The organism is Sporomusa rhizae, from assembly GCF_041428845.1.
GTDB lineage: Bacteria > Bacillota > Negativicutes > Sporomusales > Sporomusaceae > Sporomusa > Sporomusa rhizae.
Genome location: NZ_CP156925.1, coordinates 60001 through 84665, shown reverse-complemented (window position 1 = coordinate 84665; position 24665 = coordinate 60001). Strand labels below are relative to the sequence as shown.

At 47.4% G+C, this 24665-nt stretch carries 21 protein-coding genes and 1 other annotated feature (1 of these 22 running past the window's edge); of the genes, 3 read left to right on the top strand and 18 right to left on the bottom strand.

The genetic code is table 11. The annotated features are described in order from the left end of the window. Window positions 1–34: 34 nt before the first annotated feature. On the top strand, window positions 35–1687 hold the full coding sequence (locus SRRS_RS00335) for a serine hydrolase (RefSeq protein ID WP_371365176.1): 1653 nt from the start codon (window positions 35–37) through the stop codon (window positions 1685–1687). A 140-nt stretch (window positions 1688–1827) separates the two neighbouring features. Here the strand turns inward: SRRS_RS00335 and SRRS_RS00330 are convergent, their stop codons facing one another. From SRRS_RS00330 to SRRS_RS00265, 14 genes are all read right to left on the bottom strand, one after another. After that, entirely contained in the window at window positions 1828–2856 is a 1029-nt protein-coding gene (locus SRRS_RS00330; RefSeq protein WP_371365174.1) for a hypothetical protein, read from the bottom strand. Further along, the gene (locus SRRS_RS00325; RefSeq protein WP_371365173.1) at window positions 2849–4153 is read right to left on the bottom strand and encodes an ATP-binding protein; all 1305 of its coding nucleotides are present in this window, start codon (window positions 4151–4153) and stop codon (window positions 2849–2851) included. The genes SRRS_RS00330 and SRRS_RS00325 overlap by 8 nt, the downstream gene beginning before the upstream one ends. 305 nt (window positions 4154–4458) lie before the next feature. Then, complete coding sequence (locus tag SRRS_RS00320) at window positions 4459–5691, bottom strand: LL-diaminopimelate aminotransferase (protein ID WP_371365172.1); 1233 nt, start codon at window positions 5689–5691, stop codon at window positions 4459–4461. Between the two features lie 190 nt (window positions 5692–5881). After that, entirely contained in the window at window positions 5882–6550 is a 669-nt protein-coding gene (locus tag SRRS_RS00315; protein WP_371365170.1) for an energy-coupling factor transporter transmembrane protein EcfT, read from the bottom strand. Further along, entirely contained in the window at window positions 6543–7373 is an 831-nt protein-coding gene (locus tag SRRS_RS00310; RefSeq protein ID WP_371365169.1) for an energy-coupling factor ABC transporter ATP-binding protein, read from the bottom strand. Before SRRS_RS00310 ends, SRRS_RS00315 begins: the two co-directional genes overlap by 8 nt. After that, window positions 7366–8232 (bottom strand): energy-coupling factor ABC transporter ATP-binding protein, encoded by an 867-nt coding sequence (locus SRRS_RS00305; RefSeq protein WP_371365168.1) that lies wholly within the window; start codon window positions 8230–8232, stop codon window positions 7366–7368. Before SRRS_RS00305 ends, SRRS_RS00310 begins: the two co-directional genes overlap by 8 nt. A 4-nt stretch (window positions 8233–8236) precedes the next feature. Then, a complete protein-coding gene (locus tag SRRS_RS00300; RefSeq protein WP_371365166.1) occupies window positions 8237–8803 on the bottom strand; it encodes a tryptophan transporter in 567 nt (188 codons plus the stop codon). Between the two features lie 92 nt (window positions 8804–8895). Beyond that, window positions 8896–9155 (bottom strand) — a binding site (T-box leader). Window positions 9156–9221: 66 nt separating this feature from the next. After that, window positions 9222–9695, bottom strand: a complete 474-nt coding sequence (locus tag SRRS_RS00295; protein ID WP_371365164.1) for an 8-oxo-dGTP diphosphatase — start codon at window positions 9693–9695, stop codon at window positions 9222–9224. Window positions 9696–9785: 90 nt separating this feature from the next. Beyond that, window positions 9786–10670 (bottom strand): diacylglycerol kinase family protein, encoded by an 885-nt coding sequence (locus SRRS_RS00290; RefSeq protein WP_371365163.1) that lies wholly within the window; start codon window positions 10668–10670, stop codon window positions 9786–9788. Between the two features lie 18 nt (window positions 10671–10688). Then, a complete protein-coding gene (locus SRRS_RS00285; protein WP_371365161.1) occupies window positions 10689–11441 on the bottom strand; it encodes an MBL fold metallo-hydrolase in 753 nt (250 codons plus the stop codon). A gap of 219 nt (window positions 11442–11660) precedes the next feature. Continuing rightward, window positions 11661–12920, bottom strand: a complete 1260-nt coding sequence (locus SRRS_RS00280; RefSeq protein ID WP_371365160.1) for an exo-beta-N-acetylmuramidase NamZ domain-containing protein — start codon at window positions 12918–12920, stop codon at window positions 11661–11663. 1 nt (window position 12921) lies between these two features. Continuing rightward, window positions 12922–16140: an AAA family ATPase gene (locus tag SRRS_RS00275; protein ID WP_371365158.1), complete on the bottom strand. Its 3219-nt coding sequence runs from the start codon at window positions 16138–16140 to the stop codon at window positions 12922–12924. Then, window positions 16137–17411 carry an exonuclease SbcCD subunit D gene (locus SRRS_RS00270; RefSeq protein ID WP_371365157.1) on the bottom strand — a complete coding sequence of 425 codons (1275 nt, stop codon included), beginning with the start codon at window positions 17409–17411 and terminating at the stop codon, window positions 16137–16139. Before SRRS_RS00270 ends, SRRS_RS00275 begins: the two co-directional genes overlap by 4 nt. A 242-nt stretch (window positions 17412–17653) precedes the next feature. Continuing rightward, the gene (locus SRRS_RS00265) at window positions 17654–18820 is read right to left on the bottom strand and encodes a GGDEF domain-containing protein (protein ID WP_371365155.1); all 1167 of its coding nucleotides are present in this window, start codon (window positions 18818–18820) and stop codon (window positions 17654–17656) included. A gap of 208 nt (window positions 18821–19028) precedes the next feature. Between SRRS_RS00265 and SRRS_RS00260 the strand changes: the two genes are divergently transcribed. Continuing rightward, window positions 19029–19460 (top strand): response regulator, encoded by a 432-nt coding sequence (locus SRRS_RS00260; protein WP_371365153.1) that lies wholly within the window; start codon window positions 19029–19031, stop codon window positions 19458–19460. A gap of 7 nt (window positions 19461–19467) precedes the next feature. Beyond that, a complete protein-coding gene (locus SRRS_RS00255) occupies window positions 19468–20904 on the top strand; it encodes an HD domain-containing phosphohydrolase (protein WP_371365151.1) in 1437 nt (478 codons plus the stop codon). Between the two features lie 99 nt (window positions 20905–21003). Here the strand turns inward: SRRS_RS00255 and SRRS_RS00250 are convergent, their stop codons facing one another. The 4 genes in view from SRRS_RS00250 to SRRS_RS00235 are tightly spaced (at most 26 nt apart) and all read right to left on the bottom strand, a layout consistent with a single transcriptional unit that may run on beyond the window. Continuing rightward, window positions 21004–21822 carry a MetQ/NlpA family ABC transporter substrate-binding protein gene (locus tag SRRS_RS00250; RefSeq protein ID WP_371365149.1) on the bottom strand — a complete coding sequence of 273 codons (819 nt, stop codon included), beginning with the start codon at window positions 21820–21822 and terminating at the stop codon, window positions 21004–21006. 22 nt (window positions 21823–21844) lie between these two features. Continuing rightward, window positions 21845–23041 (bottom strand): pyridoxal phosphate-dependent aminotransferase, encoded by a 1197-nt coding sequence (locus SRRS_RS00245; RefSeq protein ID WP_371365147.1) that lies wholly within the window; start codon window positions 23039–23041, stop codon window positions 21845–21847. Between the two features lie 26 nt (window positions 23042–23067). Then, a complete protein-coding gene (locus tag SRRS_RS00240; RefSeq protein ID WP_371365146.1) occupies window positions 23068–23721 on the bottom strand; it encodes a methionine ABC transporter permease in 654 nt (217 codons plus the stop codon). Further along, window positions 23690–24665, bottom strand: the 3' portion of a protein-coding gene (locus tag SRRS_RS00235) for a methionine ABC transporter ATP-binding protein (RefSeq protein ID WP_371365144.1). Its footprint extends 80 nt past the window's final position; 976 of the gene's 1056 nt are visible here — the last part of the coding sequence; its start codon lies off the right edge, out of view; it ends in the stop codon at window positions 23690–23692. Before SRRS_RS00235 ends, SRRS_RS00240 begins: the two co-directional genes overlap by 32 nt.

Here is a 24665-nt window from a genome sequence, read left to right as displayed (position 1 = left end):
CCTGCATGTTACTGTTTCGCAAGGAGGATATCCCATGTTTTCTATCCGTTTTTTTAAACAAGCGGCGCTTGCGCTAGCCTGTGTAACCCTAACCAGCGGATTGTTGCCGCAGCCCCTTTGGGCAAATCAGCCAGAAAACCCGCCTGGTTACTGTATTCTGCCCCCTTATCAACAGCTGGCAAAACCGACAACACTTGATAAGCAGTTACTATCTACTATGGAACAATATAAAATTGTCGGCTTATCTGCCGCCGTTTTCAAAGACAATAAATTGGTCTGGAGCAATGGTTACGGCTGGTCCAATCTTGAAACGTGCCGTCCGGTAACCTCAGACACACTCTTCAGGGTAGCGTCACTTTCAAAAATGGTTACTGCAACCGCCCTTATGCAGCTTTATGAACAACGCAAGTTCGATCTGGACGATGATATCAGTAATTATCTTGGCTATAAGGTCAGAAACCCCCATTTCCCCAATAGTAAAATTACCTTCCGCCAACTGCTTACTCACACGTCCAGTATTACTGATAACGGTGCCTACTACAGCATTGTCGAAGAAACGCCCGATCTATTGCGTAAAATCGATATAAAAGATATGCTTGTTCCCGACGGACAGTATTATACAGCCGAAACCTTCTCCGACTATGCTCCCGGTACAAAGTTTAGTTATTCCAATTTTGGCACAGGCATCGTCGGCTCTCTTGTTGAGAAAATCTCCGGCATGCCGTTTGATAAATACTGCAGCAAATATATCTTCAATCCACTCAATATGGATGCCAGTTTTGAACCAGCCGACCTCAAGAACTGGCAAAACATCGCCGTCCTATATCGTCCCGATGAACAACTTACCAGTTTCCGGCCAACCAAAGATGACTTTCAGGGCAGCAAGCCCAAACCAGCGACCTTTTCCGCCCCCCTTGGCAGCGCTCTGGGCCGGTCACCGGCTGGAGGTTTACGCACCAGTTCTACTGACTTATCAAAGTTTATGCAAGCCCACATGAACGGGGGTAGGTATAACCGCACTCGTATTCTCAAAGCGGATACCGCCGACCTGATGCACAGTATGCAGTGGTTTGGTAATAGCATGGATGGCTTCTATAAACAAAAAGGGCTGAATTTCCATATAACCGATGATCTAGTCCCCGGTAAACGCCTAATTGGGCATTCCGGTGAGGCCTATGGCCTGTCGAGCGATGCTTATTATGACCCTGACAGCAAACTCGGTGTAATATTTATGATGAACGGTGGCAATATGACCGACGCCAATCCATACTACAGTGTGGAAAACGCCATTGCCAAAACACTATTTGACACATTCGCCCCTAAGACAATTAATACTACCAAAAAAATTAGCGCAAAAAGTAACGCCGCCTATATTATTGTCAATGACCGTAAAATAGTTCTCCCCGCTCCAGCAGCCATTGTAAAAACAGGTCAAACCAAAAATCTGTTTTTGCCCGCAATTTCAGCCGCAGACGCTTTGGGTGTCAGCCTCGGGCAAACAGGTGAAACATATACTTATACATATGGGCAAAACAAAGCTGCCCTCACTGCAGGGCGAGCGGTTATGCTAGTAAATGGCAAAACAATGAACCTCGCCAATGCACCTTACAAACAACAAGAAACCGTGCTAGTTCCTATCCAGGAGTTAGCCTCAGCCTTAAAAGTTGATATTAAGCTAAGTTTTTAAACTTTCCCTGCCCATAATTAAATGCGCTTTTCGCACATATAATACCCCTGCTGGTTGCTGCCGGCAGGGGTATCAATATGCGGGAAGCCTCTATCAGGATCATAAACAACAAGCCGCTATTTTTACTTATCAAATTTCGTTTATAAATCCGTAAATAAATAGGTACTTCCGCCTGCCGCAGCCGCCAACTCTTTTAAAAAGTCGTTATTTTCATCTAAACCAATACCTAAAAAACCACAATTGGCTTGTCTTATTTCAGCGGCTGCCGTCAACGCATCCTGCAGCGAACTTATCATTTCCCCATACCGAAAGCTGGGTATACCATCGGTAATCAGTACGAGCAGTGGGTTCTGGGGCATTTGCGCTGTAAGATAAGCAAGTGAATGTTGAAGCCCCATAGCTAACGGAGTAGCGCCGGTGGGAATGATAGTCTGCCGCGAACCAACCTCCTGTGATGCTAAGTTTCCAGTTTGAGAACCAGTCTGACAATTTTCTGTTGCTAGCTGCCTGCCGACAAGCAGCGAATCGGTTTGATCAGAGTAAGAGCTCAGTTCTGCCTGAAACTCAGGCGAGTCTACATAGAAAATACCTTCATTACATCTAAGCTCTACCCCTTGATCGGCAAGCGCCGCTTCAACTGCAGCTACTATATAAAACAGGCACATGTAGTCTATTGCCGTCAGACGTAAAGCGATATGAACATGGTTTTCGTGCACCCGGCGCAGCGACAGCTTTTGTCCACCATGTAAACTGCCGGTTATCCGTCCGCCGCCAACGGCTGTTTGAATATCAACAAAATCAGGATTGACAATCCCCGCGCAGGCTAACTCTATTTGCCGGTCAGCCAGGCTGTTGTATTTGCCGATAGCCTGATACACATAGTAAGCAACAAATCGGTGGTCTACCTGGGCACACTGGTGAAAAATATCCAAATGACAAATTTCTCCGCTATTTGACCGGTTATACAGAACCTTTCCTGCATCGGCATTAAATATTTGCACAAACTCCGGCCTGCGAGAAGCAAACGCATGAACTTTGGTACTTAAGACCGCACTTTGGCCTAACCGCATCCCTTCTCCGGCTGCAAACACTTGGCCAATAACCTCGGCCACCTGAGCCAGCCGAGTCAGTGGCAAATCCTTGAGGCTGCCAGCCAGGCTGTCAACCATGAGGCTTACGGCTCCTTGTCACAAGTTGTTCGTCAGGTAAACGGGCAAGCGGTACGGCTGGTTTAGGAGGAGCAACAATGGTAGTATTAAGCGGGTCGACAATACGTGCTGTCTCTTGCTCACCTGCTGCCCCTTTCCCGGTTTTGCCTGGTAAACCTCCCCGTTTATTTATCAAGGCCGCGGCCCGTGTTATCACAGCCGCCCAGAAATTTGCCGGAAAAAGCCTTTCCTTTAAGGACGGGGGCGTCTTTTTCCTTGCTACCATGGAATCTTGGCCGTATAGCATCTTGTATAAGTAACTCTGTATCGCCACAAGGTCGTCCGGACTGACTCTATGAGCCAAAACCAACGGCGCTATCTGTGCAAGGTCAGTAATACCGGCCACTGTTCGGCCGTCCAGCATAGCGGTAAGACAAGCTGCCGTCTCCATGGCCGTGATGCTTCGCAGACTTTCCAAGCCAAACTCCAGATAGATTTTGCCTAGCAGTTCCCGTACCTCCTGACTTACTTCGATATCCTCCAGCCGTCCTGACAGTGGCAAATTAGCTGTTGACAGCACTTCCGTTTCCTGCGTTTCATAGGTCTGCCCTGCTAAAATAGCAGCTACTGTCCGGAAATTGTCAGGCCGCCCCATGGTCACTGCTACATCAAACCGATCTGACAACTGTTTTCGAATTCGACGAAGCGGCCCCGGGTCTTCGTCAGGATTGGACGCCGCCCAGATGCTTACAGCAACTGGCAGTTCTGCTACCGGTAAACCCGGCTCTTCAATTTGCACCCTTCCCGGTCTTGTCCCCATCACGTCTAAAAGAACATCAGCCAATTCCGGTGCTGTATCGGCAAGACGGTTAATTTCATCAATAAAAATAATGCCCCGGTGCGCCTGGGGAATGGTACCAGGCAAGAGTGCAGCCAGTTGATCAGCCGGACTTGTCAGTTTAGCAAGGTCTATACTGCCAACAACAGTTCCCAGCTTAGCTGCTTGCGATATTTCCAAAAAGGGCCTGGGAACCTGCTCTACCCCTAACGCTGCAATAGCTTCCTGCGATAAATTTCGATGAGCCGGACAATGGGGAACCGCTGGATGACAGTTGTACAAGCAGTCTTTGATTCGGGTAATCGGTGGCAAAAGTGCCCGTGCTGCCCGCATAATAGTAGTTTTGCCAGTACCCCGGGGCCCTTCGGCCTGTATATGAAAAGGGCGTTCATTTACGATCGCCGCGACTGACATTTCAATGACCCGAAACAAATTTTGATTACCGCTGTGGCGAATCAGCCGTGAGTATAAATCTATCAAGTACCCACCTCCAGAATCGTAGTGTTGTTATGTAGTGTTCCCTCAGGCATAGCAGGCATACGAAAAAAATAGAAGTATGACTAATTTTTTTGTTTTAATAATAGAAAAGGACAAAGTACTTCGCGCAAAAGCGAACTGTACTTTGTCCCGTTACTTTTAATCCAATAACAAACATCACTTTATCCGATGACTAACCCGTTCTAATATTCCCGTCCTCTGCAGGCGGGAGTAAAGAACGGCTAAGTCCCTGGATAATTCGACTAAGATTCAGTTGGGGTTAACCCCCCATCTGAATCAAGTCTCATTTATAGGCTTAACTTAGTCTTAATTCTTTCAATGGCTTCTTGCGTGCTTTCCTGGCTGCCGAATGCCGTTAAACGGAAGTAGCCTTCTCCAGCCGGCCCAAAACCGGCACCAGGTGTACCAACGATATTGACTTCGTTCAAAAGCTTATCAAAGAACGCCCAGGAGTCATAGCCTTTAGGGGTTTTCAGCCAAATATACGGCGCATTTACCCCACCATAAACATCAAGGCCGACGCTTTTTAAGCCATCACGAATAGTCTTGGCATTAGCCATGTAGTAGCTAATAATCTCCTTGATCTGCTGCTGGCCTTCCGGCGTATAAACAGCTTCAGCGCCACGCTGGATAATGTACGGTACACCATTAAATTTGGTGGTCTGACGGCGGTTCCACATCTTATTCAAGGGATATTGACTACCGTCCTTGGTAGATGCCATCACGGTTTTGGGCACAACGGTATACGCGCAGCGAGTACCGGTGAATCCGGCAACTTTTGAAAAAGATCTAAACTCGATGGCTACCTCTTTGGCGCCCTCAATTTCATAAATGCTATGGGGAATATCCTTCTGCTGAATATACGCTTCATAGGCGGCGTCATATAGGATGATGGATCCATTGGCCTTTGCATAATCAACCCATTTTTTCAGTTCTTCTTTAGACAATGTAGTTCCTGTCGGGTTATTAGGAACACATAGATAAATCATGTCTACACGTTCTTTAGGCAGGGCTGGCGTGAAATTATTTTCGGCATTGCAGGTCAGATAGGTAACACCGGCAAATTTGCCGTTAGCTAACTCGCCAGTTCGTCCGGCCATAACATTTGTATCCAGGTACACCGGATATACAGGGTCAGTAATGGCAACTACATTATCTATTCCAAATATCTCCTGAATATTACCTACATCGCTCTTAGATCCGTCGCTGACAAATACCTCGTCTACATCCAGCGATACACCACGAGTTGCGAAGTCGGTTGCTATAATCTTTTCAATAAGAAAACTATAGCCTTGCTCCGGCCCATAACCACGGAAGGTTTTAGCATTAGCCATTTCGTCAACAGCAGCATGTAACCCTTTAATTACGGCTTCAGGCAGTGGTCTGGTTACGTCACCAATTCCCAGTCTAATGATGTTGGCCGTAGGATTGTCTTCTTTAAATTTTGTCACGCGCCTTGCTATTTCAGCAAATAAGTAGCTTCCGGGCAACTTAAGGTAATTTTCATTAATTACAGCCATATGTTCGAGACTCCTCTCTGTTTTCAATAATTTGGCATTTTAAAATTGTTCCCTAAAATAGGAGGGCCAATGCACACAAAGTAATCAGTGAATGATATTTGGTATTATATTCTTCTATGTATACATTTTTCCTCCAAGTATTAATAAAAAATTTGCTGACGCCCTAATTTGCCGAACGTCAGCTTTACTATTATCTCATTGCCAAACCAATCGTAAGCGTAAGCATCGCCAAAAACGTAATATAATCAACGTTTCTTAGCGCAACATCGGTAGTAAACTGCCGCCGCCCCCTGCTGCCAAATCCCCTTAGTTCAAGGCTCATAGCCATAGTCTCAGACCGGGAAACAGCGCGTAAGACGAGTGGCTCAACAATGGCTGCATAATCTTTAAGGCGTTTTAGTGGACTGCCGCAAAACACATAACCGCGACAGGCTTGCGCTTCGCGAACAGCCCGGCTTTCTTCGAGAAAATCAGGGACAAACCGCAATGCGGAAGTAAACATAAATGCATATTCATACGGTATCCGGCACTGGCTTACCAATGCCGCCGTTATATCCTGCAGCCTGGTAGTTGCTAGTAAAAAAACAAATATTAACGACATCGCAAACATCTTTAGGCCTGTAATCAAAGAAAATTCAACAGTACTGCCAAAAACGTACTGCATTCCAGCTAACATTACAGCAAATATCGCCAAACCGCCAACCGCCCTAAAATGCTTTGGGGCTGGCCGGTATAGCGCCAGCAACAGTAATTGACTGCCGGCTAAAACAGCCTGACCGGTAAGATTGGGAATGAGTAACGCCCACATTGACACAGCAGCAGTTAGAATAAGTTTTGTAAGCGGGGCCAGCCTAGGCATTGTATTCACTCCTTTGTTTCAGCAAACAGCCAAGCAAATCACTAAGGTTGCTTTCATCCTGCCTAGCCAGACTTCCTAACTCTTGGCGTAAGGCTACAGCGGCCGGCGGCACCAGTCCCCATTTTTTTATCGGCTGGTTACCGTTAAATAATTCTGCGGGTGTGCCGTCAAATACTTTATGTCCTTGCTCCAGCACAACAGCCCGAGCCGTGTATTGCGAAATAATTTCCATATCATGTGTAACCAGAATAATCGTTATTCCTTGCGTATTTAACTTTGTCAATAGATCCATAAGACTCTGTGCTTCCCACGGGTCTTGACCGCTTGTCGGCTCATCGAGAATCAATACTTGTGGCCGCATGGCAATCGCCGAAGCAATAGCTACTTTCTGCTTTTGGCCCCGGCTTAGCGTCCGGGGAAAATTTCCTGCCAATTCGGTTAAGCCCGTCATATTGAGCGCCTGCCGCACGGCTTCCTTGACGGTATCGGGTGAAAATCCCAATTGTTCCGGACCATAGGCCACTTCTTTCTCTACCGTGCCCTGAAAAATCTGCCTATCAGGATTTTGAAACACATAACCAATACTTCGGGACATGTCAGCAGGCGTCATTGTCGCCGTATTCTCTCCCTGGAAGTAAATATGTCCGCCTGTCGGCTTGATTAACGACATAGCCAAGCGTGTCAGAGTGGTTTTGCCGCTGCCATTCCGGCCGGCAATTGCCACAAATTCACCGGCGGCAACAGCAAAGTCGACTTTATCCAGTGCCCGGTAATCGCCATAAGTATATATAATATTTTTAATGTCCAGCAATATCTCAGGCACTTTTCACCACTCCCTCGGAGGATGCTCGCATAATACTCTTTAATTCTGCGGCAGCCTGAGCCTCAGACTGCCAAATACCTAACTTGAATCCGGTTTCCTGCTCCAGCTTAAACTTAATTGCCCATAGCGTCGGCACCCCTTGCTGAAGTTCTGGCTGCTGCCACATATACCCTAATGTCTCGGACAAAGTACCGGAAAAGGTAAGTTTGCCGTTATCCATAACCACAATCCGCGTCGCATATGGCAGTACCCGCGCCAGCTGGTGTTCCACAACAATGATGGTTTTTCCCTGGCGATTTAGCTCATGAAGCAATTGATAGATGCCTGCTGCCCCTTCCGGATCAAGCGCCGAAGCAGGTTCATCCAGCACAAGAATATCTGGAGACATAACCAACACGGACGCGATGGCCAGCCGCTGTTTTTGGCCACCGGACAGCCCGCCTACTTCCCGGTCTTCCAGTCCGGCCAACCCCACCTTAGCCAATGCTTGGCCGACTCGTCTGATAATCTCCGTGCGGCCCAGCCCGGAGGTTTCAAGCCCAAATGCCACTTCTTCGGCTACCGTCATAGCAACCAGCTGGCTTTCGTAGTCTGCCAGCACAGTTCCTACCTGAGCGGCCAGTTCACCCATGCTGGTTTGTGAGGTAGTGGTTCCACCAACCCGCACACAGCCGCCCTGGCGACCTCCGAAATAGTGGGGCACAACACCGGCAATCGCCAACGCGAGTGTAGTCTTGCCTGCCCCGCTGGGCCCGGTGATGACGGTAAAAGAACCGCGCGGAATAGTCAGTGTTACTTTATCAAGCACTACGCCGCTTTGGGGATAGGCGTAAGAAAAGTCTTCAAATTCAACAGTCACCTTCCTACTCCTCCTTGCCGCCGAACATTCTCTGCGCCGGAGCATACAGTACCTGAGTAATAACCATATTAATACCGGCAACCATCAGTACTACAGGCAGCATACCGTAGAGATACACAGCCATGGGTAAGGACAACACCACTTTGAGTATTGTGATAAAAGTAAAACCACTGGCCACGGTACTAATACCGGCCGTTATCGCCGGACGCAAATTTACACCACCTAGTTTCAGGCTCAGCGAAGAATGTACTATAAACGCACACAACACTGCACCTACCGGTTCGCTGGCAAAGTTGGCGTAAGGCAGCGCCGCCTTGGAAATGGGAATTGAGATAGCTCCTGTCACTAAACCGATACCGGCAGCCTGCTTATAATTCACCCGAGTCAAATTTATCGCAATACAATACATCGCAATAAGCCAGTTAGGCGTAATACCGCCAATGGCCGGGGTAACAATCTTCAAAATTACACCTATCGCCAGGAGCAACGCCGTGACCGCCACCCAACGAAACCGCCCCTCCTGTCCAGTTTTAATGGTAACTAACTCTTGTTGCTGTTGTTTGGTTTCCACGTTAACTCCTCCTTTTATCTTTGTTGTTAGTAATCGACTGTGGTATCAGGAAAAACAAAAAACCCCGTCTCTCATACCGTGCTTAACACGACATAAGGGACGGGGTATTATACCCGCGGTGCCACCCTAATTGACCAAATATAATTGGCCCGGCTCAAAGTACGGGATATAAAAATATCCGATACCCGCTTCCTGATAACGACGGAAGAATCCCGACAGTGCCTACCCCGCAAAGCGGCTCAGACTGTATCTCCCAGGTCCATTCGACATGCTGAGTAGCGCCAAACTCCCACTACCATTGGCTCGCTGTGGCTCTCCGGCCATGTGTACTCTTCCTGGTCATCGATGATTTATTATGTATTTGTAGCAAAGTATAGCAAACGTTACGGCTGTCTGTCAATGCTTTTACTCTTAATTTTTACTCTGTTCGAATGGTAATACCATCCACCTCTTCGTTATCTTCAGAAAAATAGACCTCTCCGGAAACCTTTTTACCCTTAAGTACAGCTGGGAGCCAATAGCTGTCATCAGCCCACATCTCATTGTAGGGAATATCACCCACAGCAAACCATACTGGTTTCATTTCAGACGTTTCTGCCGGCTGTCCCTGCCATTTGCGGATAATATAGAGCTGCACATCATGATCATCCTCAGGCCTGGCCGGAAACGTAAATACCAGCCTTCCTACCGGCTCAAGATCGGATTCTGCGGCCACTATCCCGCACTCTTCAGCCAATTCACGCACAGCAGCAGCCTCCGGGGTTTCACCATCTTCAATTTTTCCGCCGAAACCATTATATTTACCGCGGCCAAACCCGGTTTTCTTCATTCCCAGCAAAATACGCTCAGCTGGATTGCCTTGCACTGGCAGGCATAGTGTTGTTGAACGCATAAAATCCCCCTTGTCTAAAAGCAACTTCGCCTGTATCATTCAGGCCTTAAAACTATTGTGCCCGTTAATTGGCAAAAAGTAATCCTGTAATCAAGATAACCGGAACACCTTTAATCTATTGGTGACTGTCGAAATCGACAACGGTAGTAATGGACCCCTTTCACCATCCAGGTCACTTTCCACCGGCTCATTACTTTCAATATATATATCGGATGCCTGCAAATGCCGGATGTGGCTGCTGGAGGTGTGACGTCCGGCAAAAATACTAATAAATAAACCCATAAGTTCAGAAATGCTGCATTTATTGACGATTAATAAATCCAGTTTACCATCATCAATTTTGGCTTCTGGTGCCAGGGTTGGGAAACTGCCAACCATACCGCTGTTCATAATTAAAAACAGCAGGATATCATCCTCGATGACCTGACCATCGGCCGTTATTTTAACATGCAAAGAGCGGAAGCTGGGTAATTCACCAAGTCCTTTAAGATAATACGCCATTCGTCCCAGGGTGTTTTTTAGTGTCGTATCCACACTATGAGCCACCGAGGTTAACAGACCTGCACTGGCTACATTAAGAAAGTACTCGCCATTTACGCTGCCGACATCTACCGTACGCCAAAAACCGCCGGTTACGGCGCTCAGGCAGCGGGGCAACTCTCTACCAAAACTCAAATGGCTGGCAAAATCGTTGCAAGTACCACTGGGGATAATCCCCAGTGGTACATCAACAGCTTCTGCTAACATGGCATTAATAACCTCGTGTACCGTACCGTCCCCACCGGACACAATAAACCCGTCTGTGGCAAACTCCTTGGCCTGATGGATAAAAGAGCGGACATCTCCCTTAACCCTTGTACGAAAAGGCAATACGATGCCGCCGGATAATTGCAGGTATTCTATTGCTTCATCCAATCTGGTCTTAAACTTAGCATCACCAGATACCGGATTATAAATTAACGCATATTTCTTCATACACACCACTCCCAAGGTCTAAAATTCGACCCATTGTCCATCAGCCGGGACTGTTACCCTATTATCCAGTCTCTCTTGCCGCAAGAATTCATTAAGCTCCGTCCGGGTCAGTAGACAATGATTAATCGCGTCCATATGCAACACCACGACCTTCGCGGTGGTTGCCTGCCGGCATACCTGAAGTATATCCCCGGTTCCCATAGTGATAGGATCGCCTTGGTTAAATCTGGCCGATCCGCCGAAGAGTATAATAACCTCCGGCTTACATACCGCTAAAACATCAGCTACTTCCGGACACCAGATGGTATCGCCGGCGATATATAGCTTGGGCAAACCGGCAGCAGCAAGCACATACCCTGATACCGGAGCCATTTTGTTTCCAATCTCGCCGGTACCATGCCGACCGCCAGTACGGGTAATGGTTATCCCGTGCCAAGCAGTATCGGTATCGATTGCGTGCACATCAAAAAAACCTAACTGCCTTAGTTTATCCAAATCTTCCGGCTGGCAAAACAATGGCATACATTTAGGCAACTGCTCACCCGCCACTGGATCAAAATGATCCCGGTGCGTGTGGGTAATAAGACAAGCATCAGCCTGCATTGCGTCGTGGACACTTACCGGTAATTCTACCAGCGGATTACGCCGCTGATTAGGTGAATTATCAATGGGTGCCATGCTTTCCGCCGAACCCAAAACAGGGTCGACCAATAATGTCAAGCCATTTATATGTAAGTGAAAAGTTGCATGTCGTAAATGCCTAATTTTCATTGCCTTCCCCCCACTGAAACGATTCACACTTGCTATCCAGATTATACCACACTCCTGCATATCCTGGCAGTGGCCAGGCAGGATATTATAACAAAAATATTACTTGGGAGAGTGCTGGATCGTGAGAGGTATACCGGCCATATCGGCCGCTAGTTCTGACACTATAACAACGGTTAAAGGGCGAAAGAACCTAATCCACATTGAATTAGGGTTCTTTGTCTATTGATATAGATAATACTTCTTGGACATTTCCTTAAACCGTGCGGCAGCTTCGTCCCACTGCGGCAGCAGCTCAGTCAGCGGTACACCTAAGCGCACCCGGCTGTTGCCTGTGTAAATATCAATTGTCGGTGCAGCAGCCGTGCCGGACGGATTAAATGAAAATTTACCGCCGCTCATTTCGTTAATTGTATACAGCAGAACCAGCCCGGTTCGTACCGGCCGGAATGCTTGCCGGTCGGTTATATGAAGCTGTACCCCGCCACAAAGCCGGCCGTGGTATTTAACCTCAGGCTGTCTTGGCGTAAAGTATACGGGCCGGAAAGCAACCCCCGGTAGTTTCGCGGCGTTCATGCGTTCGGCCAGTGCTGCGGCGTCAATCCAGGGCGCGCCAACGAGCTCAAACGGACGGGTTGTACCGATACCTTCAGAGACATTAGTGCCGCCAAAAATGCCTGTGCCGCTATAAACCAGCGCCGTATCCGGCGTTGGGACATTGGGAGAAGTCATAACCCAAGGCAGCCCGGTGTCGGCAAAGTGCATACTGCGTTGCCAGCCAGCCATTGGAATTACCACCAAATCACAGTTAATATTATACTCACGGTTCATAAGCCGGGCCATCTCGCCGATAGTCAGACCATGCCGGGCAGGAATTGGGTACATACCGATAAACGATTCGTAGCCGGGTTCAATAATATTGCCTTCGACCACTTCACCGCCCACCGGATTTGGACGGTCAAACACAACAAAGGTCTTGCCCTGTTCTTTGGCACTCTGCATAGCATAGGCCATGGTATACATGTAAGTGTAAAACCGGGCGCCAATATCCTGCATATCAAAGGCCAAAATATCTACATTAGCCAGCATCTCGGCTGTCGGCTTTTTGGTTTGGCCGTATAAACTATACACCGGAACACCGGTACTTTCATCCGTATAACTGCCAACAGCCGCCCCTGCCGGTACATGCCCCCGGATACCGTGTTCCGGCGAGTACAGTGCCACTAGGTTTGTTTTGGCCTTAATTACATCAATACTGCTTTGAAATTGACTGTTCATACCGGTTTGGTTGGTAATAAGCCCTACCCGTTTGCCTGCAAAAACATTTAAATACTTATCAATATTATCAATCCCTAACCGTACCGTAACAGCCGCCGTCTGTTCCCGGGACTGCTTCTGCGGCGACGGAGCAGCGCTGCAGCCAACCGCAGCGACTAAAAATAAAACGAGAAAAAAACCGCTTAGTAAGCGTTTATGTTGCATTTTATGCCTCCTCAACCCGTACACGGCTGCCGCGTCCGGCTGGTTCTGCCGGTTCTACCAGCAAACGGCGCGGCATGCGCTGTTTTAGTTCAGCCACATGGCTGATAACGCCAATTGTTAAGCGTTCCAGATGCAGCTTCTCCAGTGTTGTCATAGCCATATCTAAAGCATGCTGGTCAAGTGAACCAAACCCTTCATCTAAGAAGAAAAACTCCAACGGATACTGCCCCTTAAGCTGAATTTGCGCTGATAGGGCCAAAGCCAGCGCTAAAGAGGCCTGGAAGGTTTCGCCGCCTGACAGGGTGCTAACAGGACGCTTTACCCCGCCATTGGCATCATCCCTGATAAGAAAACCGCCGTCAGAGCTCATTTCCAGCGCATAGCGGTGCTGCGTTATCTGTTTCAGACGCTCTGATGCCTGCCGGGCAACAAGCGCCATCTGTTCCTGAGCCAAAAACTCAACAAAAACGTTGCCACGCAGCAAATTCCTCAGCGATTGCAAGCAGTCTCTTTTATCTTTAAACTCCAGCCGCTGCTTCTCGAGCTGTGACCAGCGTTCATGCTTGACCGCAAGATCGCGGTATTCCTTCTCCGCCTCGACACGCTGCTCAATAGCTGCATTTTTGGCAAGTTCGGCGTCCTGTACCTGCTGGTTAAATTGCTCCCAGTCACTCTCGCTTATTGTCCGCCCCTTGAGTGCAGCCGCGAGTTGCTCACACTGACCGGTTAAGCGCTGTTCGGTTTGGGTATAGACGGTAAGGAAATTACGGCAATCTTCCCTCCGTACCTCGGTCATAAGTGCTGCAGTCACAGCAGCAGCGTCGGCAAATCCCTCTTCCGCCAGCTTGGCAGCAAGACGTACCTGCAATAGCTCCCGGTGTTTCAGCATCTCTTGCCAGCGGGTCTCCGCCCGGGTTCGTTCCTGTTCTGCCTCGGTCAAGGCAGCGGCGGCCTGCTCATAAGTTTCCTGTGCTTGGTGTTCTTCCCGTCGGACAGTCTCCAACTCCTGATCACTGCGGGCTAGCAATTGCTTTGCCGGTATACCTTGAGTAACAGCATTAAGTTCCTGCTTATTCGCCATCAGTTGGCTGTTCAAACTGTCTAGCTGGGCTTTACGTGCCGCTAAGCTTGCTTCTCCTGCTTGTACAAGCTGCTGCAGCCTTGTAATTTCCTGCTGACAGGCTTGCTGTTTTTGTCTGAGACTGATTAACTGCCTATTCAAGGTTTCGGTAAGTTTGTCTTGTTTACTAATATATTCATTTAGTTCCGCTACCTGTGCAAGGACGGCGGCAGCAGGCACGTCCGCGGCACTGTCTCGGCCTGCTGCCTGCAGCATCTCAACAAGCTGGTTGGCCGCCGTTTTTACAGCCACCTGTGCCTCTTTATATCCATCTCTAACCTTATCCAACTCGGTCAACGCAGTTGCTGCCTGCTGCCGAAGTGCTGCGGCGGCGGTCCGCGCCTGATCCAGCGCTTGACGTTCCCCAGCCACAGCTTTGCCTGCTTCGGTCAGTGTTTGGGTAAGAGTAGCAATATGCTCTTTAGCCGCAATAATTTCCTGCTCAAAGTTAACTGAGCCACTACTGCCTGCAGCTGCCTGCCGGGCACCGGCAAAACCGGGGTGATGTGTTGAACCGCATACAGGGCACGGCTGGCCGTCAGCAAGCTCTTGAGCCAAACGGGCAGCCGCCGCCTGTTTCTCTCCTGCCAGAAGTTGATCAAGTCTGGTAGCTGCCGCTGTGAGCTGATCTTCCGCTGCTTTGGCTTCGGCGGCTTCCCGCTCAGTTAGCCTGCGTTCAGCTTGCTGCAAATTTTCTTCGGCCTGCTTGGCAGCTGTCTGGACGTGTTCGGCGTGTTTTTTCCGCTGCACACCGTCATTTTTTATCCGCTCGGCGATTTGCAGATGCTGTTCTAGTACATGAGCGGCCTGCTGGCAAGCTTGTACCTGCGCTCGTTGTTCTGTGCTAATATTGGCTGAATTTAGTTGTTCCTCCAGCCTTTGTATATCTTCGTCCAACTGCTGGCTGATTTTGCTCTGAGCTGCGGATAACTGGCTGGCAGCTGTAGCTGCCTTCTGCTCGTCACGCTGCTTGTCTGCCATGGCAGCTGCCATTTGTGCCAGCTTGCTCACCTCGGCTTCCAGGCTGACAGCAGCCTCCAATTTAGTGCGACGCTCAATAAGCGCAGGTTCCTTTTTCAGGCGTGTTTCCCGTGCTGCCGTATACACGGACATCAGCCTTTTGGTATCCACGGTCAGTGTAACAGCCTGAGTTTCTGCTTGCTCTTTGGCTTTGACTGCCGTTTGTTCGTTCGCTTGGCTTAAAGTAAACTCTTCAAGCACAAGTGCTGTCCGTCCGGCCTTTTCAGCTAAATCAAGAGCTTCTGTCAACTCCTTAACTTGGCCGGCCTGCTGGTGATGCTCGGCAAGTTCCGCCCGCTTCTTGCAAAGTTCTTGCCGCAGATTATATACCTCTTTGGCCTCAGCAAACCGCTTTGACGCCTTTTCATATTCAACCAGCGCGCCAGCTTCCGCCTGTTTAGCTCCCAGCTGCGCAACTTGCGCCGCAGCAACAGTAGCCGGCGAAGCATCTCCTAATCCTTTTTGCTCGCTTTCTATTTCAAGATAGCTCGTCTCGGCAAACCTTAGCCTTTCATTTACCTTGTTTATTAACACATTGCCGTACTGTTCCAGGGAAAACAGCCGTTGCAGCATTTCCCGCCGCTCCTTGCCGCCCAAATTCAGAAATTCAGCAAACTTGCCTTGCGGCAAAACTACCGCTCTGGTAAAATCCTCTTCCTTTAGCCCCAGGAGAGCTGTAACCTTTTCCGTAACTTCGCGCTCCTTATCGGCAAGAACTTCTTCCTCACCAGTATTTACCGCTACTAATCGGCTGTAAGTATTGTTAACCGCCAATTGATCTTTGCGGTTATACCGGCGTTCTACCCGGTAAATACGGAGGGCAGCACCCTGTCCAAGCGAAAATGTTAAAGCAACTTTAACCTGCTTTTCTGCGTGATTTAAAATCCCCTGAGTACGTCGGCCGGCCCTAACCACCGTTCCATACAAGGCTAAGGTCATAGCGTCAAGAATGGAGGATTTGCCGCTGCCTGTAGGGCCGAAGATACCAAATACCCCCAGTTTACTCAACTCAGCAAACGGTATTTCCTGCTCTTCCCGGAAGCTATGCAACCCGGCAATTGTAAGTGATATCGGCTTCATTCTGTTGCCTCCTTGCTGCCGTCCTCCATACTGTCTTCTGTATCCTCTGTTAGAACACTCTGGCTTAACTCCAAAAACAGTTCTATGAGCTTATCATCCGGCTTCAAGCCACCGTTTTGCTGTTCATAAAATCTGATAAACAACTCATTAAGCGGCATAGTGTTAAGCCGGACTGGTTCCGGCGCGATTTCTCCGTTAGCTAAAGCAAACACCGGCCTAATGACGACAAAACCAGGATGCAGAGCTCTAAGTTCTTGAATTTCGTCCAAAGCCAACGCCTTAGTAATTTCCATTTCAACCTCAATCCAGGCATTCTTGTCCCGCCCGGCAGCAACCCATTCACGAACTTGTTCCAAACCGCCGGTTGCCCGCCATCTTACTAGCGGCTTGCCGGCCGAAACAGGCACTTCCCGGATATCGGCCTTTTGCCCGGGCAAAGCATCAATAATGGTCACCGATTTAGCATACCCAGTCTCCGAGAAGCTATAGGCCAACGGCGACCCGGCATAGCGGCAAGGCGCCGGCGTGCCGCCGACATACTGCGGTCTGTGCAAATGACCTAAAGCAATATACTGAGCTCTGTCCGGGAAAATCAGCGGATCGACAGCATACGCTCCCCCTACCTGAATTTGCTGTTCTGAGTCTGATTCTATACCGCCGCGGACGTACAAGTGACTAACAGCCAGGTTAACAGTATCCACACGATACTTTTGGTTTAATGCCCCAAATAAACCAGCCAGCCGTTCATTATAGCCCTGCCGCAAATCCCTATCTTCAAGTGATTGCGCCAGAATCTCTTTAAGCCGCCCTTCAGACGGATAAGGCAGCGCGGCAATAACCGCGGTATGGCCTATCCCGGGGACAGCCAGCTCCAGCCACGCTTGTCCGCCATCTACCCGGTAGACTTTGCCGTTTACCGGACTTGTAGGACCTAATTCTTCTTTAGGCAGTCCGGCAAGTGTAATCCCCAGGCGCCCAGCCAGCGGCGAGGCAGCACACAGTCTGTCCGGATTATCATGATTGCCGGCAACAATGACAACCCCTCGCTTGCCATGATCCGCCAATTTGTCAACAGCGTAGTAAAACAGTTCTTCTGCTGCCGCGCTGGGATTAGGACTTTGGAACACATCCCCCGCAATCAACACCAGGTCTATTTTCTCATCAGCACAAAGACTGCACAATTCCTCAACAAAAGCAACTTGTTCCGGCAGCCTGTCCCTTCCCTCGATGGTCTTGCCAAAATGCCAGTCGGCTGTATGTAAAATTCGCATGTTACACTCCTTTAACTTCCAAACAATACGGTATATGCGCATCTTCATAGGGGTTTCGCTTCATTTAATTCAAAATCCTGCTGAACAAACAGCGCACTCTATTGAGCAATATATGATAAAGAAAACACGGCTTGCGCCGAGCCTTGGCGAAAGTGGAAGCCGATGTTGCTCTTATCCAGGCGAAAGTTATACTTTCTATCAAAACAAAAAAAAAGACCACCTGTATTTTCATACAGGCGGTTTTACACTAATTCCGTATATTTAACAAATTGATTTTTCCCTTGCTTTTTAGCATGCAATAAAGCTTGGTCGGCTTGATCAATCAAAAGATCTAACTGGTCGAGATTATCTGGAATCATCGCTGCAATACCAATACTTACCGTATAGCTGGGAATGCCGTCATCTTCTATAAGCCGTCGTGCGATAATTGCTTTACACCGATTGGCAATTATTTCAGCTTCTTTTATGGCAGTATGGGGCAGCATCAAAATAAATTCTTCCCCGCCATACCTGGCAAAGATATCTTCGGTACGGACGATATCACTAATGGTAGTGGCAAAATGAACAAGCACTCGGTCTCCCATAGGATGTCCATAAGAATCATTTATGCTCTTAAAATTATCGATATCAAACATGAATACCGCTACAGACTTTGCCTCCCTGATTTCTAATGCAAACATTCTTTTGGCTAAACTGGTAAACTGCATACGATTAGTAACCCCTGTAAGAAAGTCAGTTGTTGCGGCTAACTTGAGTTCCTTATCTACAATCTCCCGACTCATTAACAGGTAAGCCATAGTGCTTGATAACATATGAATGTACGAAAACACAAGTACGGCTATTTGGATAGAATAACTGCCAAAAATGACATTTCCTTTATGATTTATTACTATATCTCCGCCTCTGATAACATGGGGAATCGCCATACACAAAAAGAAATAGCCAAAAAAACGCTTTAATTTAGTATCATTGTTGTAAAATACCAACCGGATCCCAATAAAGAGTGACGTAACAGCAAATATTGCCGCATAAAAACAGATAATTATCCAGGCTGTCGTTCCAGTCATCTGCAGAAACGAAAATGTTGCTATAACGGCGACTGCACCACAACTCCAAATGCGCATACTTCGTTTGCCTGGCTGTTTACCAACATAAATGAGGCAAAACGCCTCCGTAAAAATTCCGGTAAAAAACAAGGCACTTTCCATTATGATAAAAAAATCGCCAAGAAACATTTCCCGTCTAAATACCATTAACATGCCAAGTCCTTGCAGTAACTTAGCGTAGGCGTATAATCTTAATGAACCTTCCAACCGGGAAAATTTCGCAAATACCATTAATGCACCAAACATAACTATATTCCCCACTGTAAGCAGCAGGTAAAAAGTCCGAATGTCCAGTATCATCATTTTCCCCCACAATATAATTCCTTACCATTAGTATTATAGTTAAGTTCTCACCTATACCTTCTATGTTTCTATAATGAGCAAACCGCTCCAAAATACCCATCCGGCTTACCATATTCCCTACTTTTAAATTATCATTGTTAAAAGGATTTTTACCACTTTTTGTGGAATTGTAATAAAATAGAGAATATTCCTCCAAAGGGAGTAAAATATGAGTGAGAAGATAATTTTACTAATCGAAGACAATCCTGATGACGAGGCTCTAACACTCCGCGCTCTGAAAAAAAATAACATCATGAACAAAGTCATTGTTGTTCATGATGGAGCAGAAGCTCTGGACTATTTGTTTGGGCCTGATTTTGCTAATAACCCGATTCCGCAAATAATTCTTCTTGATCTTAAATTACCTAAGGTAGACGGCTTAGAAGTACTTCGGCGCATCCGCGCCGATGAGCGCACTAAGTTGTACCCTGTAACTATTTTGACTTCCTCCCGTGAAGAGCAGGATTTATTGACAAGCTATAATTTAGGCGCTAACAGCTATATTCGTAAACCAGTAGATTTCAATCAATTTATTGCTGCTGTTCAACAGTTAGGCTTGTACTGGCTAGTACTGAATGAACTTCCACCGGTTAGGAGGTAATACTAGGATGACAGAGCTTAATGTCCTAATTGTCGAAGATTCAGAAGATGACATTCTACTAATAAAAAGGGCCCTCCTCCAAGGAGGATTTACGCCTCATATCCGCCAGGTGGATCAGCCAGATACCCTGCTTGCCGCCTTATCCGAGCAATCCTGGGATGTTATTATCTCTGACTACGCCTTACCAAATTTCAGCGGGCTAGCAGCCTTGGAACTATTTAAACAGACCGGCCTTGATCTCCCCTTTATCATAGTCTCAGGGGCAATCGGCGAAGAGGTTGCTGTGACGGCCATGAAAGCGGGTGCCCATGACTATATCTTAAAAGGAAATATGATCCGCCTGGCACCGGCAATACACCGCGAAATCAAAGAGGCTACGGTTCGCCGCGAAAGGAAAAAACTTGAGAAACAGCTTGCTTATATAAGTCTTCATGATCCATTAACAGAACTGCATAATCGCACACATTTTTCTTCAGAACTAGAACGTCTAAGTAACCCCAAGTATTCACCTGTTGGTATTATTGTCGGCGACTTGGACGGTCTAAAACTCATCAATGACACATGGGGAAATGAAAGTGGGGACAATCTGCTTAAAATCGCGGCTGGCATACTGAAAGAACGCTGCCCTGATAATGCCACCATCACCCGTATTGGTGGAGATGAATTTGTCATTTTACTGCCCACAGCTTCTCGTCTTGCGATGGAACAGCTATGCCGCAATATTAGCCAGGACGTGGATGATTATAATAGAGCTACTCCGCTTGGAGAAGGCATTGTTCTCAGCCTATCCATGGGCTTTGCCTTAGCAGAACTTAATACCACCGATCTTAACGAAGTCTATAAGATTGCCGATAATAATCTGTGCCAGGAAAAACTGCATCGCAGCCAAAGCAACCGAAGCAGTATTGTTCAAACCGCCATGAAGCTGCTGGAAGCCCGTGACTTTATAACAGAGGGACATGGAGACCGGCTGCAGGCTTTAGTCGCCCGTCTCGGCATAGCATTAGGACTTCCGGAAAATAAAGTATCTGAGCTTAAACTACTGGCACAATTTCATGATATCGGTAAAGTCGGTATCCCTGATCACATCTTATTTAAACCAGCCAAACTTACAGCCGAAGAATTTGCTGAGATGAAACGCCACTCGGAAATTGGTTACCACATCGCCCAGGCCTCACCTGATTTACGGCTGATTGCTGATTTTATCCTCAAGCACCACGAATGGTGGAACGGCAACGGTTATCCCTTGGGACTGGCGGGCTGCAGCATTCCACTGGAATGCCGGATATTATCTATCGCCGACGCCTATGATGCGATGACCAGCAACCGTCCCTACCGTCAAGCTTTAGAGCATGAACATGCAATTGCTGAACTAAGCCGCTGTTCCGGCGTTCAGTTTGACCCAAATCTAGTAGATAAGTTTATTGAAATACTTGGTAAATAGAGAAACCACGGCTTTCGCCGTGGTTTCTTATTGTCCTGATAGAAAAAGTATAACTTTCACCAAAGACTCGGCACAAGCCGTGTTTTCTTTACAAAAACCTTACCAAGCAGCTGTGACCGAACCCTTAAAGTGTTCATCAATATATTTCTTGACCTCTTCTGAGTGATACGCCTTGATTAGCTTGGCAATTGCCGGATCGTCTTTATCTTTAGTTTTTACTGCAATAATATTTGCGTACGGTGAATTAGCATCCTCCATGGCTATTGCGTCCTTATTAGGAATTAAACCAGCGGTCATGGCATAATTGGTATTGATGGCTGCGGCATCCACGTCCTCTAAAGACCGTGGCACCTGAGCAGCATCTAACTCTTTAACCTTGAAATTCTTAGGATTCTCGGCAATATCCGCGGCGGTAGCTTTTAGACCAACTCCGGCCTTAAGCTTAATAAGTCCTTGTTTCTCCAGCAGCAGCAAGGCGCGGCTGCCATTCGTAGGATCGTTGGGTATAGCAATAATAGCCCCAGGCTTAAGCTCGTTCAATGTTTTAATTTTCTTAGAGTAAACACCCATGGGAAAAATTACTGTTTTGGCCACAGATACAATATCATACTTACGATCCTGCACCATATTGTCAAGATACGGCTGATGCTGGAAGCTGTTAGCGTTAATATCACCTTGACTCAGGGCTACATTAGGCTGGACATAGTCATTGAATTCAACAACCTGAATTTTGAGTCCATCCTTTTCCGCTACTTTTTTTACCACATCCATAACCTCAGCGTGTGGACCGGCGGTCACCCCTACCTTTAACAGTTTTTCTGCTGCAGGCGCATCTGCTGGTTTACCGCAGCCTGCCACCCCTGCTACGGCTATAGTTAAAATAGCCGCAAATGCGATTTGTTTAATATATTTTTTCATACATTTTCGCTCCTTACCTTAATTACCTTTTTACTATAAGTTTTTGCAAACGCTCGACGGCTGCCTGTAAAGTTTCAAACTTTTTGCAGAAGCAGAAGCGAACCAGAGTTTTCCCTGCTGTACTATCCGGTCGGAAAAAGCTTGATCCCGGTACAACAGCTACGCCAATTTCACTGGCCATATACTTAGCAAAAGCAACATCATCATCCCAGCCAAAAGGAGTAATATCTGCCATAATATAATAAGCACCTAGCGGTTTAACGCAGTTAAAGCCTACCTTTTCCAAAGCTGTCAGTAAGTAATCCCGGCGCTCACTATAAAAACCGGATAATTCCTGGTAGTAATCGGCGCCAAATTTAAAAGCGGCTTCGGCTGCTACCTGCAGTGGCGCGGCTGCACCAACAGTAAGAAAATCATGCACCTTGCGCACGGAAGCCGTAATTTCAGGAGAAGCCTGCACATAACCGATACGCCAGCCGGTTACGCTGAAGGTTTTGGAAACACTGTTTACCGCTATGGTTCTATCAGCCATCCCCGGTAACGTCCAAATCGGAATATGCTTAGTATTGTCATACAGGATGTGCTCATAAATTTCATCATTAATGGCCAGTACATCGTATTTAATACAGAGGTCGGCAATTAACTCTAATTCCTCACGATTAAATACTTTGCCGGTTGGATTATTAGGAGTATTAATGATAATAGCTTTTGTTTTTTCAGAAAAAGCGGCGGCTAACTCGTCGCGATTAAAATTGAATTCCGGCGGCTGCAGGCTGACATACTTCGGTACAGCGCCACACAGAATTACGTCAGCGCCATAGTTTTCGTAAAATGGCTCAAAAATGATTACCTCATCACCAGGATTTATCGTAGCCAGCAATGTAGCAATCATACCTTCGGTAGCACCGCAGCATACGGTCAATTGACGCTCTGGATCAATACTTACACCGTAGTCGCGTTGTACTTTGCCAGCAATTGCCTCCCGCAAGCCTTTTGTTCCCCAGGTAACCGCATACTGGTTATGATCACCCAAGACAGCCTGAACCGCGGCTTGCTTAATGGCATCAGGCGCCGGAAAGTCCGGAAAACCCTGCGCCAGATTTATTGCATTGTGAGCGGCGGCAATTCGGCTCATCTCCCGGATTACTGACTCAGAAAACTGCCGGGCTTTGGTTGAGGAGTATCCATCTTCTCGGATAGTTTGTATAACCTTGTGCACTAAAAATTTCTCCCTTCACGGTTTGCTTATCGCTTATTTAACTTAGTAGCAAAGTAATCACCGCTCGACTGTACAACTTGCACCATGGCAATCAGAATTACTACTGTAGCAAGCATAACATCGGCCTGAAAACGCTGATATCCATACCTGATCGCTAAATCTCCCAGGCCGCCGCCGCCGATAGTACCTGCCATTGCTGAATAGCCGATAAGGCTGATAATTGTTAATGTCAGTCCGAGGATAATTGAGGGCATTGCCTCAGGAATAAGCACCTTCAAGATAATCTGCCCAGGAGTTGCTCCCATAGCTTGTGCCGCTTCAACAAGACCGGCATCAACTTCCTTGAGGGATGACTCAACCACTCGTGCAACAAATGGAATGGCGGCAATACTTAAGGGTACAATAGCCGCATTCGTACCAATGGAAGTACCGGCGATAATGCGGGTGAACGGAATAATTGCCACCATTAAGATAATAAACGGAGTAGATCTGCCCGCATTCACAACAGCTCCCAACGCCTGATTAAAAGCTAGGTTTTCTTTGATGTGGCCCTTACCTGTTATCACCAGTATTACTCCTAACGGAATTCCTAAAAGAGCTGATATAAGCGAAGAAACCGCAACCATGTATAATGTCTCTCCCAGTGCCTCAACAAGCAGCATAAGCATGTCTTGCGACATATCCAATCACCTCTGTTCCTAAATCTCTAGCATGTAAGTAATTTAATGCATTTTGAATGTCCTCTGGTCTGCCTGACAATTCGATAAGCAGCGTTCCATATGGTGTATCCTGCAGATGGTCAATATTGCCTGAGATAATACTGGCATCTACCGCGAACCGGCGGATAAGCCCGGCAAGCACCGGCTCATTAGTTGTCGCTCCAAAGAATGAAAGCCTGACAACTACATTACTATCAGCAGCTGGTTTATCCGAAATTACCGCAGCAAGTGCCTCCGGCAGCTTGTTATTTACTACCGCCTTGATAAAATCTTGCGCAGTAGTGGATTGCGGCCTGGTAAACACTTCAAAAACGCTGCCGGTTTCCACTAACTGTCCACCTTCGATAACCGCAACTTGGTTACAGATGGCTTTAATCACATGCATTTCATGGGTTATTAAAACAATTGTCAGACCAAGTTTTTTATTTATATCTTTCAATAGAGCCAAAATTGATTCTGTGGTCTGCGGATCTAGTGCAGATGTTGCCTCATCACACAACAGCACTTTTGGCTGGCTGGCCAAAGCTCTGGCAATGCCGACCCGCTGCTTTTGCCCGCCGCTTAACTGTGCCGGATATACATCTTTCTTATCGCTAAGACCGACCAGCTCTAACAGCGGCAGCACCCGTTTCTCTCTTTCTGCCATGCTGACACCAGCCAGCTCCAGCGGAAAAGCCACATTTTCAAGTACAGTACGTGAAGAAAGCAAATTAAAATGCTGAAATATCATTCCCATGCTTTTGCGGGCTTCCCGTAACTCGGCCTCAGACAACGCCGTCATTTCCTGACCATCTACAGTTACTGTACCATCAGTTGGCCTCTCTAAAAGATTAATGCAACGAATAAGTGTGCTTTTACCAGCGCCACTTTTGCCGATAATTCCGTAAATCTCACCTTGCTGTACA